A 12,360-nucleotide genomic window follows, 5' to 3' on the forward strand; every position below is an offset into this window, starting at 1 on the left:
AAGATTGTTTTTTTAATTTGCATAAACATTACGCAAAAAAAAAATAAAAGTCAATAGCGATTTGATTTTTTTATACTAAAATTTATTCACACTTTTGTTCGCCCAGACATTGGTGTTTGGTGCCCCCTAAATCTTAATAAAAATTAACAACTAAAATTGATTTTTTACCGAATATGACTAAAACAGCCGATTCAGTTTGGATGGAATGCTTGTCTTTTATAAAAGACAATATTAAACCTCAGGCATACAAAACTTGGTTCGAGCCAATTAAGCCAATTAAATTAGCAGGGGAGGCTTTAACAGTACAAGTTCCAAGTAAGTTTTTTTACGAATGGTTAGAGGAGCATTACATTAAATTGCTAAGAGTCGCTTTAGTTCGTCAGTTAGGAAGTGATGCTAAGTTAATTTACGATGTACGTATGGAAAATACGTATAGTAGTAATAGTCCACAAACTGTAAAAATACCAAGTTCAAACCGTAATCCTTTAAAACCTCAAAAGGTAACAGTTCCGTTAGAGTCAAAACGAGAGTTGAAGAATCCTTTTATTATTCCAGGCCTACAAAAGGTAAAGATTGAGTCTCAGTTAAATCCGAACAACAACTTTGTGAATTTTGTAGAAGGAGATTCAAATCGATTAGCACGTTCAGCAGGTATGGCAGTTGCGAATAAACCAGGAGGTACCTCATTTAATCCATTATTAATTTATGGAGGGGTAGGTTTAGGTAAAACGCACCTAGCACATGCTATTGGTGTTGAAATAAAAGATAAATATCCGGATAAGACCGTTTTATATATTTCTTCGGAAAAATTTACACAACAATTTATTGATTCGGTAAAGTCGAATACTAGAAATGATTTTATTCACTTCTATCAGATGATTGATGTGTTGATTATTGATGATGTTCAGTTCTTATCAGGAAAAGCAGGAACACAAGATGTGTTCTTCCATATATTTAATCATTTACATCAAAATGGAAAACAGGTTATTTTAACTTCAGATAAAGCACCTGTTGATATGCAAGATATTGAACAACGTTTATTGTCTCGTTTTAAATGGGGACTGTCTGCTGAATTGCAAGCGCCAGATTATGAAACAAGAATTTCGATCTTACAAAACAAATTGTACAGAGATGGTGTTGAAATGCCAGAAGAAATTGTAGAGTATATTGCTAAAAATATCAAATCGAATGTTCGTGAGTTAGAAGGAGTGATTATTTCGATGATTGCACAAGCTTCTTTCAATAGAAAAGAATTTACAATTGAGTTGGCAAAACAAATTGTAGACAAGTTTGTAAAGAACACGAAAAAAGAGTTGTCGGTTGATTATATTCAAAAAGTGGTATCGAAGTATTTTGATATGGATGTAGCAACTTTACAATCAAAAACACGTAAACGTCATATTGTACAAGCACGTCAGTTAGCTATGTATTTTGCTAAGCGTATGACAAAGTCGTCATTAGCTAGCATTGGAAGTCAAATTGGTAAAAGAGACCACGCTACTGTATTGCATGCTTGTAAAACTGTAGATAATTTAACGGAGACTGATAAGCAGTTTAAAAAGTACGTTGAAGATTTAACGAAGAAATTAACGCTTTAAGAAATAGCCTCACTAAGTGAGGTTTTTTTATTTTATAGAGATGAAAAAAATATTAATGGTTTGTTTGGGGAATATTTGTCGATCACCATTGGCAGAAGGAATTTTACAAGCAAAGTTATCTTCAGGGTTATATGAAGTTGATTCTGCAGGAACTGCGGGCTATCATGTAGGTGAATTACCAGATAAACGTTCTGTTCAAGTAGCAAAAAAATATGGGATTGATATTACAAATCAGCGTTCAAGAAAGTTTGAAAAAGCCGATTTTGATAAGTTTGACATGATTTTTGCTATGGATAAAAGTAATTACGATGATATTGTAGCGATGTCTGAAAATAGTATGCAACGAGAAAAAGTAAAAATGATTTTGAACGAACTGTATCCTAATGAAGATATGGGGGTTCCAGATCCGTATTACGGAGGAGATCAAGGTTTTGAAAATGTGTATAAAATGTTAGATGAAGTGTGTACAATTATCGCTTCAAAATTAGAGATAAATAATGAAAGGTAAATTATACTTGATTCCCACGACTCTAGGAGATACTGAACCTTTAGAGGTGATGCCTTTATCGGTTAAAAAAGTGGTAGAGCAATTAGATTATTTTATTGTTGAAAATGAGAAGTCGGCTAGAAGGTTTATAAAAAGAATTACACCTACTAAATCTCAACCTTCTTTACAATTGATGTTGTTAGATAAATATTCAGATGATTTAGAAACTAAGAATTACTTGGATATTTGCGAAACAGGAGTGTCTGTAGGTTTACTTTCAGAAGCAGGAGTGCCTGCGGTTGCTGATCCAGGAGCAAGTATTGTGAAGTTAGCACATCAAAAAGGAATTCAAGTAGTGCCATTGGTCGGTCCATCATCAATTTTGTTGGCAATTATGGCATCGGGAATGAATGGACAGAGTTTTGCGTTCAACGGATATTTGCCTATTGATAAATCAGACAGAAAAAAAGCAATCAAAGAATTAGAGAAGCTGTCAAAAGATAAAAATCAATCACAATTATTCATTGAAACTCCTTATAGGAATGAGAAAATGTTAGACGATTTACGAGCTACTTTATCTCCTGAAACAAGAGTTTGTGTTGCGTGTGATATTACGCTTCCTACAGAGTATATTAAAACATTGACAATAAAAGAGTGGAAAAGCGTTAAACCAGATTTACACAAGCGTCCCGCTATTTTCATCATTCATAAATAACAAAAAAAAGCTCACTTTTCAGTGAGCTTTTGTATTAATAAGCGATTAGCTGTAGTAATTCTTCTTTAAAACGCTCTTTGGGTAAGTATTCCTTTTCTAAATTACCTGCGAACGGAATAGGAGTTTCAATACTCGCTACTCTTTTTACAGGAGCGTCTAAATACTCAAAACAGTTTTCCATAATAAGAGAAGAAATATCACTAGAAACACTTCCAAATAAAGAATCTTCCTGTAAAATAATTACTTTTCCTGTTTTTTTAACCGAGTTGTAAATAGTTTCGGTATCTAAAGGTTGTAAGCTTCGTAAATCAATTACATCAGCTGATACGGCTACCTGTTCTAAGGTTTCTAAAGTCCAATATACCGCAGCACCAAAACTAATAATTGTAACCTCATTTCCTTCCTTTAAAACAACCGCTTTACCTAAAGGTAGCGTGTAATATTCTGTAGGAACATCTTGATACGTACTTCTGTACAATCCTTTATGTTCAAAAAATAAGACAGGATTCGGATCGTTAATAGCAGCGGTTAATAATCCTTTTGCATCGTACGGAAAAGCAGGATATACTACTTTTAACCCTGGTATTTTTATAAACCATGCTTCATTAGTTTGTGAATGAAAAGTCCCCGCACCAACACCAGCGCCACAAGGCATTCGTATTACAACATCGGCTTTTTGATTCCAACGATAATGCGACTTGGCTAATAGATTGACAATAGGATTGAAGCCTGTAGAAACAAAATCGGCAAATTGCATTTCCATTACAGCTTTCATTCCGTTGACCACCAATCCGTAAGACAAAGAAACAATTGCAGATTCACAGATTGGCGTATTGCGAACTCTTTCCTTCCCAAAAGCTTCGACGAATCCTTCAGTAATCTTAAATACACCGCCATGTTCTGCTACATCTTGTCCTATAATAACTAAATCGTCGTAACGTTCCATATATTGCTTTAAACCTTTTGAAATGGCGTCAATTAGGCGAATATTTTCTGTTACAGAATTAGGGGCTACAGTTTCTAGAGAAGAAGTTTTATATACATCATTTAATTCGTCTTCAATTGAGGAAGTAATTGGCGCTTCTTCAAAAGTAGTATTCAAATGTTCTTGGATGATGCCCTTAAACTCATTTTTAAATTCTTCAGGAGTAAGAATTTTTTCTTTAATAAGGAAATTTCTATAATTTTCAATAGGATCTTTTAAAGCCCATGCGTCCATCAATTCTTCAGGAACATATTTAGCTCCACTAGCTTCTTCGTGTCCACGCATTCTAAAGGTTCTAAACTCCAGTAAAATAGGTTTCGGATTTTCACGAATGCTTTCTGCTAATTCAGAAACTTTGGTGTAGCCTTCTAAAATATTATTTCCATTAATGATATGAGATTCCATTCCGTAGCCAATACCTCTATCGGCAATATGTTCACAGTTATATTGTTCTGAAGTAGGGGTGGAAAGCCCGTATGCGTTATTTTCTACACAAAATAAAACAGGTAAATTCCATACCGAAGCTACATTTAATGCTTCGTGGAAATCACCTTCGCTGGTACCACCATCGCCTATAAAACAGCGCAGGCTTTTTTATCACCTCTAAGTTTATTGGCAAGGGCGATTCCATCAGCAATCCCTAATTGAGGACCTAAATGAGAAATCATTCCTACAAGTTTATATTCTTGAGTTCCGAAATGAAAGCTACGATCTCTTCCTTTGGTAAAGCCATTAGCCTTTCCTTGCCATTGAGAAAATAAGCGATACAGAGGAATTTCGCGAGTAGTAAAAACACCTAAATTTCGGTGCATTGGCAAAATATATTCATCGCTTGTTAGTGCAGCAGTAACTCCAACAGATACTGCTTCTTGCCCAATACCGCTAAACCATTTAGATATTTTACCTTGTCGTAATAAAATTAACATTTTCTCTTCTATGAGCCTTGGTAAGAGTAGTTGTTTGTAAAGTTTAATTAGCGTTTCACTGGTAAGGTTTTCTTTGTTTTAAAGTATTGAAAAATAGTTACTTGTGTTAAAAGTTGTTTTTATGGTTAAGTTATAGTTCTTCAAATGTGGCTAAAAAAAAATAGAATCAAAATGAGAAATTTTAATTATATAAATTCGTGAAAAATTAAAATTTGATAAAAAATGACTAAAAAATTATAGTATTCTTATTATTTATATCAACAATAACATTTGCACAAGAAAAAGTGTTACTTCGTTTAAACTATGAAAAGGTCAAAAAGTATACTATGGATATGAAAATGGCTCAAGTAATAGGTGTTGGTGTAATGACAAACAACATGCATATTCAAATGAAATACAATATAACGAGTGTTTCAGATGATACATATGAAAGTAGTTCTAAAATCACCAAAATGGTAATGGGTATGAAGCAAGGAGCAGTGAATATATCATACGATTCATCTAAAAAGGATGAAGAATTAGATGAGACAGGAAAAAGGATGAAGTCTAAAATGCAACCTATGTTATCTGCTACAATTATGATTAAAGGTGATAACCTAGGAAATATCTTAGAAACAAAGGTTGAGCCTAGTAATATTCAAGGAGCAAAGGATTTTACAAAACAATCGAGTAGTGTAATTTATCCTAAAGAAGCAGTTGCTGTAGGTGATACCTGGACAAAAACTAAAAAATGATGGCACAATGAGTTTTAGTTTTATCTATAAAGTAAAATTAATTTCAGAAAAAAATGTTTTAATAGATATTTCAGGAAAAATAACAGGAGCAGCAGAAGGAGATATAACTGAATCTATGGATATTGATAGAAGTACTGGTATGCCTTCAGAATCAAAAATTAATATGACGATGAAGATTCAAGGTCAAGATGCATCAACAAATATGACAGCCAAGTTTACAAAAGGGTAAAATATAAAGTAATCTAAATATTGATATAAAAAAAGCTCAGGGTTTTTTCTGAGCTTTTACTTTTTATGAAAGTACCACCAGTTCATATCTCTTGTTAGTTTATATCCCAACTTTTCATAAAGTTGTATTGCAGGGTTTCCTTTATTGGTGTGTAGAATAGGGTGTTTCCCATCTTTTAAAATTTCTTTAGTAACATGTTGAGAAAGTTGTTTAGCCAACCCTTTTCTAGTATGTTCAGGGTGAGTAACTACAGCACTAACTTCAATAAAGTTATCAGTTTGCATACGTTGTCCAGTTACAGCAACAAGTTTGTTATTCTTAAAAATCCCGAAATACTTTCCCATATCAAAAGTTCTTTTTCTGTAATAACCAGGCATTACTAACCATACTAGGTTATAAATTTCATCAATATGTTTTTCAGTTAATGGTATAATTTCTTCAGTAATGTCAAAATTAGTTAAGTCTTCAAGTATCATTTGGCAACCATCAATCTTTTTGTACAGAAAAATTTTGTCTTTGTCATAAGTAGGTGTTTTATTTTCTGAAACTAAAAAGAATTTATCTGTAAGCTTTGCATATTCATTTAGAGCATAGGTTGTTTTTGAAGCCTCAGTAAAAGCACCAAAAGGACAAATAGTAGGATTATAAAACTTCACACTATTATAATTAATAGCAAATTTTTCATGTGTTTCACACAACGAATGCCAAACAGGATTTTGAAGTTTGTTATTCATTATAAATATTGGTTAAAGCAGTATTTAAGTTTGAAAAAATAAAATTATAAGCATTACTTGTTTTCTCATAGGAAATCCTACTTCCTTTTAATAAAATATAAGCCATTTCACCTAAAGCTATTTTCAAAATAAATGAAGGAGCATTCATGGGAAGTACAGGTTTATTAATAACCTTTCCTAGTAGCTTTGTAAAACTTTCATTAGTCTGATGTTCGGGAGCAACAGCATTATAAACTCCAGTAAAACCGTTGTCTTCTATCGCTTTTGTATACAGTTCACATAAGTCATGAATGTGAATCCAAGGCATATACTGTTTACCATTTCCTAAGGCAGATAGAAACAAAGGAGTATTCATCTTTTGTAATGCACCACCATTTTTAGAAAGTACAACACCAGTTCGTAAAATAGTTACAGGGATATTAATATGCTTAAATTGATGAGCAGCAGCCTCCCATTTTACGCAAATTTTAGAGATAAAATCATTTTCTGGTTTATCATTTTCTGTATAGATTTTATTAGAAGTAATTGCTCCATAATATCCAATACCAGAAGCAGAAATAAATTTCTTGATGGATATTTGATACTCTTGTATTTTATTAAATAGTAAAGAAGCTGTTTTTACACGGCTATCAATCAATTCTTTTTTTCTTTCATTAGTCCAACGTTTATCAGCAATTCCAGCTCCTGCCAAATGAATAATATAACTTACATTATTAAAAGCATCTTTATCAATAAAGCCTTCTTTAACATTCCAACGAAATTCGTTACTCTTTTTTGGAGTTCTGGTAAGAATGTTAACCACATGCCCTTTACTAGTTAACCTTTTTGTTAACTCTTTTCCGATTAAGCCAGTTCCTCCTGTAATTAATATAGTTGCCATAGTACTCAAAAATAAACATTCATTTTTAAAAAAGAGGAGAGTAGGAGAAAGATTATAAAAAAATAATCATCAAATACCTAGTAAAATTAAGACTTATGAATCTTTTATAAAAAAAAGTTAAAAAAATAAAAACCGTCATCACCATTTTCTCGTAAGTAAGGTAGAATGAGTAATTAACTTTAAAATTTACAACCATGAAAAAAATGAAATTAATTATTGGAGCCGGTGCTTTAGCATTAATAGGTTTAGTCTTATTAGCAGCCGATCACATTGATGCTCCAGATGTAACAGGAGGCTCAAGTGATATTACAGACTTTTATGCTTTCCAAGGAGAAAATACAAGTAATCTTGTATTTGTAGCAAATATTCAAGGATTACTAAGTCCTTCAGCTACGGCAGCAGCAAGTTTTGATGAAAATGTATTAATTGAGTTTAATATTGACAATACTGGTGATAATGTTGAAGACTTGGTAATTCAAGCAATTCCTAGAGATGGAATAATGTACTTTTTTGGTCCATACAATCCATCAACTACTGGTTTAACTAGTACGTTACCACAAGATGGATCAGAATATGGGGTTTCTATAACTCCTTATGGATCTAGTGCTATTATTGGTAGTAAGGGAGGAATGCAATTTTTTGCAGGGCCTAGAGACGATCCTTTCTTTATGGATTTTGCACAATACGGTGAAATTATAGCTGGAAATGCAGGTGGTTTTAACGATCCAGGAGCAGATACTTTTGCTGGAACAAATGTATTATCAGTAGTAGTAGAGGTGCCAAAATCTATGATTGGAGGCTCAGGTACTATTAATACTTGGGTAGAAACTAAAACGAAGCAGTAAAAATCAATCAACTTTAAAATTCAAAGACATGAAACTTAACAATATAAAAATTTTAGCAATTTCAATTCTATCAATCTTTGCATTAGCAAGTTGTAGTGATGATGATAATAACATGCCGCCAATGGCTTCTATTGACTTCTCGGGAAGTTATATGCAAAAAGACCAAATGGGTAGACCAGCAGTAAATACAGTATTTGTAAATAGCGATATGAAAGATGCGTTTAATGTAACAATACCGTCAGAACAAGGAGCAAATTTTGCTGCAATGTTTGAAACAAATTTAAAAACGTTAAGCCCAGCATATGCAAATGACGGAGATACCAACGCATTAGGTTTAGATGCAGCAACTTTTACGAGTGTTTTAGCTACCGATGTATTAACCGTTTCATTAGATGGTACAACAACTTTTTATGATGGAACAAATGTGTTAACAGGTAGAGCTTTAGCAGATGATGTAATTACCGTTGAATTATTATTGATTTTCGGAGGCGAGGACTTTTCTGAAAATCCTACATTATCAGATGATCATGTAGATGGAAATGATAAAGACTTCTTAAGTTCTTTTCCATATTTAGCTAGTCCTTGGTAGAATGGGATGACTAAACCTCCTGGGGTTAAAATTGGTTGCTAAAAAGCAACCAATTTTTAAACAAAAACTAACTTAAAACCTTCGATAATGAAAACTATAAAAATAATTATATGTGCTATTTTAAGCAGCACTATATTGAGTTGTACAACTTCAAAAACAACAAAAGTAGCTAGTAAAGAAGAGTATAATAAGTATTTAGAAAATACAATGACTACTTCAGAATCGTTAGCTCAAAAAGAACTAGATTTTTGGCAGAAAAAACTAAATAATCAGCCAACGCAGTATCCATATTTAAGTAAAATAGCAAAGGCTAATTCATTACTTTTCTCAGAAAAAGGAAATATTTCTTATTTGATAGAAGCGGAAAAGAAGCTGTTAAAAATCAATCAAAAAACAAATTATAACAAGGCTTCACATTTACGATCATTAGCAAGAAACTATATTTCTCAACATCGATTTAAAGAATCGTTAGAATTATTAAAAAAAGCAGAAGTAAATGGAGAAAACCTAAATGCTACTCAAAAAATGTTGTTTGATGTTTATTTAGAGTTAGGAGAACCTGAAAAAGCTTCAGAATACTTAGCAGAAATTGAAAATTATGCTGACTTTGATTATCTAATAAGAGTTTCTAAATGGCATGATTATAAAGGAGACTTATCTTCAGCAATTCGTTTTATGGAAAAGGCCATGAAAAAAGCAGAAGAAGCTAATAATAAAGATTTAAAAGCATGGAGTTATACTAACTTAGCTGACTTCTATGGACATAATGGTCAAATAAAAGATTCTTATAAATTATATTTAAAAGCATTAGAACTAGATAACAGTAACGCGTATGCAAAAAAAGGTATTGCTTGGATAGTATATTCTCATGATAAAAATCCAGATGAAGCACTTCGAATTTTAGATATTATAAGTAGCGAACATTCTTCTCCAGATTACTATTTGTTAAAGGCAGAAATAGCCGAGTTTAAGAATAATTTAACAATAAAAGAAAGGAATATAGAGGTATATTTATCGGCTGTAAAAAATAGCTCATATGGTGTAATGTATAATCAGCATTTAGTTAAATTATATTTAGAAGAATTTAATGACACATCTAGTGCGTTATTATACATCGAAAAAGAAATTGAGAGTAGGTCTACGCCACAATCTTACGATTTACTAGCCTGGTATTATTACAAAAATAAAGACTTTAAAAAAGCTTTAGAAGTAATTAATACATATGTAGTTGATAAAACTTTCGAGCCCGAAATACAGTATCATATAGCTGAAATTTACAAAGCAAATGGAATTAATGATAAAGCTATGACTTTAAAAGAAGAGTTATTAGACAGCTCTTTTGAGTTAGGTCCGTTGATGACAGAAAAAATTTTAAATATATAACCAAACTTCAGTATTTTGAAAACAAAGATTTTATTTTTAGCATTATTGTTAGGTAGTTACCATGTATTTTCACAACAATTTAAAGGAAAGGTATTAAATACCAACAAAAAGCCTTTAGAGAATGTATATGTATATAATACTACTAGTAACAGCCATACACACACAAAAGTTAATGGAGAATTTATCTTAGATAACTCTAAAGTAGGAGATATTATTGAATTTGGAATTCTAGGATACAAAAAAATCAACTTAGAATTAGAGAGTGACGATCTAAGCTCTCCAAAAACAATTATTTTAGAAATGAAAAGTTTTTTGTTAGATGAGATGGTATTATCTAACAAGAGAGATCCATTACAAACAATTGTAAGAGTTGATTTAGATAAAAAACCAGTAAGTTCATCTCAACAAATATTACAACGAGTACCAGGACTTTTTATAGGTCAACATGCTGGTGGAGGAAAAGCGGAACAAATATTTTTAAGAGGCTTTGATATCGATCACGGTACAGATATAGCATTATCGGTAGATGGAACACCAGTAAATATGGTTTCTCATGCACACGGACAAGGGTACAGTGATTTACACTTTATAATTCCAGAAACCATCGAAAAAATTAATTTCGGAAAAGGGCCTTATTACGCAAGCAAAGGAGACTTTAATACAGCAGGATATGTAGATTTTAAAACAAAAACATATTTAGAAAATAGTCAGGTTGAAGTAGGGTTAGGACAGTTCAATACTTTTAGAACTTTAGGAATGTTTAATTTGTTAGATAAAAACAATACAGATAATGCTTATGTTGCTATTGAATATTTAGAAACAGATGGTTTTGTAGAATCTCCTCAGAATTTTAGTCGAATTAATATTTTTACGAAGTATAGAACCTTTTTAAAAGACAATAGTAGTTTATCAGTATCAGCTTCACATTTTACGAGTAAATGGGATGCTTCTGGACAAATACCGCAAAGAGAAGTAGACAATGGAAATATTACTCGTTTCGGTTCAATTGATGATACTGAAGGAGGAACAACTTCACGAACAAATATAAATTTAGAACACTCAAAAGTTTTAAAGAACGATGTTAGCGTAACTTCAAATGTTTTTTATTCAAATTATAATTTTAATTTATTTTCAAACTTTACCTTCTTTTTAGATGATCCTGTGAACGGAGATCAAATAAAGCAAACTGAAAACAGAGATGTTTTCGGGTTCAATACACAGTTTAAAAAGAAAACCCATATATCAAATACCCCAGTAGAGTTAACCTTTGGAACAGGTTTACGTGCTGATATTGTAGATAACTTAGAGTTATCACATACACTTCAAAGAAAAGAAGTTTTAGATCGAATTCAATTAGGAAAGGTAAATCAAACCAACTATTATGCCTTTGTAAATAGTGAGTTTGAGTTTGGAAAATTTATGGTGGCACCAGCTTTACGTTTAGATTATTTAAAATTTAACTACAATGATTATTTACTAGATGAATACAAAACGTTTTCTGAATCACAAGTAGTAGTTAATCCTAAGATAAATGTTACTTATACTCCAAATGAAAAAATTCAATGGTTTTTAAAATCAGGAATAGGCTTTCACTCAAACGATACTAGAGTAGTAGCTACACAACCTAATAGGAAAACATTACCTAGAGCTTATGGTGTTGATTTAGGAACTGTATGGAAACCAACCTCAAAAATAGCTATAAATACAGCATTATGGTACTTACTTTCAGAAGATGAGTTAGTATATGTTGGAGATGCTGGTATTGTAGAACCTTCAGGAGAAGCACAGCGTTATGGTATTGATTTAGGCCTTAGATATCAGCTAACAGATTGGTTATATCTTGATAGTGATGCTACTTTTACAAAAGCAGAAAGTGTTGACGATCCGTCAGGAGAAAACAATATTCCTTTAGCTCCTAAAGTGACTGTAACAGGAGGATTATCAGTAAATAATTATAAGAACTTTTCAGGAGGAGTTCATTACAGATATATAGGTGACAGACCTGCAAATGAAGATAATTCAATAGTAGCAGAAGGTTATTTTGTTACCGATGCAAATATCAGCTATAAAATAAATAATATAACACTAGGTGTAGCGTTAGAAAATATTTTTGATGTAGCTTGGAATGAAACACAGTTTGCTACAGAATCGAGGTTACAAAATGAACCAAACCCTGTAGAAGAAATTCATTTTACACCAGGAACTCCGTTTTCTGCAAAAGCCACCATACGATATTCTTTTTAAAGATAATGATA

The 12,360-nt window shown here is 32.0% G+C and carries 11 protein-coding genes and 1 pseudogene; 9 read left to right on the plus strand and 3 right to left on the minus strand.

What is annotated here, in order from left to right:
• The first annotated feature begins 173 nt into the window (after positions 1-173).
• From dnaA to Q0663_RS05310, 3 genes are read left to right on the plus strand one after another with little or no spacing between them, the layout of a single operon-like run.
• Positions 174-1,598 (plus strand): chromosomal replication initiator protein DnaA, encoded by a 1,425-nt coding sequence (dnaA, locus tag Q0663_RS05300; RefSeq protein WP_299007556.1) that lies wholly within the window; start codon positions 174-176, stop codon positions 1,596-1,598.
• A gap of 40 nt (positions 1,599-1,638) precedes the next feature.
• Positions 1,639-2,106: a low molecular weight protein-tyrosine-phosphatase gene (locus Q0663_RS05305; protein ID WP_299007559.1), complete on the plus strand. Its 468-nt coding sequence runs from the start codon at positions 1,639-1,641 to the stop codon at positions 2,104-2,106.
• A complete protein-coding gene (locus Q0663_RS05310) occupies positions 2,096-2,800 on the plus strand; it encodes an SAM-dependent methyltransferase (RefSeq protein WP_299007562.1) in 705 nt (234 codons plus the stop codon). Before Q0663_RS05305 ends, Q0663_RS05310 begins: the two co-directional genes overlap by 11 nt.
• Before the next feature lie 34 nt (positions 2,801-2,834).
• Here Q0663_RS05310 and Q0663_RS05315 read toward each other — a convergent pair.
• Positions 2,835-4,759: pseudogene (locus tag Q0663_RS05315) on the minus strand (thiamine pyrophosphate-dependent enzyme).
• Between the two features lie 278 nt (positions 4,760-5,037).
• On the opposite strand from Q0663_RS05315, the gene Q0663_RS05320 reads away from it, so the two are divergent.
• Both Q0663_RS05320 and Q0663_RS05325 read left to right on the plus strand, forming a co-directional pair.
• The gene (locus Q0663_RS05320) at positions 5,038-5,445 is read left to right on the plus strand and encodes a hypothetical protein (protein ID WP_299007563.1); all 408 of its coding nucleotides are present in this window, start codon (positions 5,038-5,040) and stop codon (positions 5,443-5,445) included.
• A 7-nt stretch (positions 5,446-5,452) separates the two neighbouring features.
• Positions 5,453-5,674 (plus strand): hypothetical protein, encoded by a 222-nt coding sequence (locus tag Q0663_RS05325; RefSeq protein ID WP_299007566.1) that lies wholly within the window; start codon positions 5,453-5,455, stop codon positions 5,672-5,674.
• 56 nt (positions 5,675-5,730) lie between these two features.
• Here the strand turns inward: Q0663_RS05325 and Q0663_RS05330 are convergent, their stop codons facing one another.
• Both Q0663_RS05330 and Q0663_RS05335 read right to left on the minus strand, forming a co-directional pair.
• A complete protein-coding gene (locus tag Q0663_RS05330) occupies positions 5,731-6,408 on the minus strand; it encodes a GNAT family N-acetyltransferase (protein ID WP_299007567.1) in 678 nt (225 codons plus the stop codon).
• Complete coding sequence (locus Q0663_RS05335; protein ID WP_299007569.1) at positions 6,401-7,288, minus strand: TIGR01777 family oxidoreductase; 888 nt, start codon at positions 7,286-7,288, stop codon at positions 6,401-6,403. The genes Q0663_RS05330 and Q0663_RS05335 overlap by 8 nt, the downstream gene beginning before the upstream one ends.
• Positions 7,289-7,482: 194 nt before the next feature.
• Here Q0663_RS05335 and Q0663_RS05340 point away from each other — a divergent pair, with 194 nt between their 5' ends.
• From Q0663_RS05340 to Q0663_RS05355, 4 genes are all read left to right on the plus strand, one after another.
• Positions 7,483-8,133 (plus strand): DUF4331 family protein, encoded by a 651-nt coding sequence (locus Q0663_RS05340; RefSeq protein WP_299007571.1) that lies wholly within the window; start codon positions 7,483-7,485, stop codon positions 8,131-8,133.
• A gap of 28 nt (positions 8,134-8,161) precedes the next feature.
• Positions 8,162-8,722 (plus strand): DUF4331 family protein, encoded by a 561-nt coding sequence (locus tag Q0663_RS05345; RefSeq protein WP_299007574.1) that lies wholly within the window; start codon positions 8,162-8,164, stop codon positions 8,720-8,722.
• A gap of 87 nt (positions 8,723-8,809) precedes the next feature.
• A complete protein-coding gene (locus Q0663_RS05350; protein ID WP_299007577.1) occupies positions 8,810-10,105 on the plus strand; it encodes a cell surface protein in 1,296 nt (431 codons plus the stop codon).
• Between the two features lie 15 nt (positions 10,106-10,120).
• Positions 10,121-12,349: a TonB-dependent receptor gene (locus tag Q0663_RS05355; RefSeq protein ID WP_299007579.1), complete on the plus strand. Its 2,229-nt coding sequence runs from the start codon at positions 10,121-10,123 to the stop codon at positions 12,347-12,349.
• Positions 12,350-12,360: the final 11 nt, after the last annotated feature.

The organism is uncultured Tenacibaculum sp. (genome assembly GCF_947504135.1).
GTDB lineage: Bacteria > Bacteroidota > Bacteroidia > Flavobacteriales > Flavobacteriaceae > Polaribacter.

Excerpts from the sequence above, each read along its gene's own strand:
- dnaA (WP_299007556.1), top strand. The coding sequence starts at position 174 with ATGACTAAAACAGCCGATTCAGTTTGGATGGAATGCTTGTCTTTTATA.
- Q0663_RS05305 (WP_299007559.1), top strand. The coding sequence starts at position 1,639 with ATGAAAAAAATATTAATGGTTTGTTTGGGGAATATTTGTCGATCACCA.
- Q0663_RS05310 (WP_299007562.1), top strand. The coding sequence starts at position 2,096 with ATGAAAGGTAAATTATACTTGATTCCCACGACTCTAGGAGATACTGAA.
- Q0663_RS05320 (WP_299007563.1), top strand. The coding sequence starts at position 5,038 with ATGGATATGAAAATGGCTCAAGTAATAGGTGTTGGTGTAATGACAAAC.
- Q0663_RS05325 (WP_299007566.1), top strand. The coding sequence starts at position 5,453 with ATGAGTTTTAGTTTTATCTATAAAGTAAAATTAATTTCAGAAAAAAAT.
- Q0663_RS05330 (WP_299007567.1), bottom strand. The coding sequence starts at position 6,408 with ATGAATAACAAACTTCAAAATCCTGTTTGGCATTCGTTGTGTGAAACA.
- Q0663_RS05335 (WP_299007569.1), bottom strand. The coding sequence starts at position 7,288 with ATGGCAACTATATTAATTACAGGAGGAACTGGCTTAATCGGAAAAGAG.
- Q0663_RS05340 (WP_299007571.1), top strand. The coding sequence starts at position 7,483 with ATGAAAAAAATGAAATTAATTATTGGAGCCGGTGCTTTAGCATTAATA.
- Q0663_RS05345 (WP_299007574.1), top strand. The coding sequence starts at position 8,162 with ATGAAACTTAACAATATAAAAATTTTAGCAATTTCAATTCTATCAATC.
- Q0663_RS05350 (WP_299007577.1), top strand. The coding sequence starts at position 8,810 with ATGAAAACTATAAAAATAATTATATGTGCTATTTTAAGCAGCACTATA.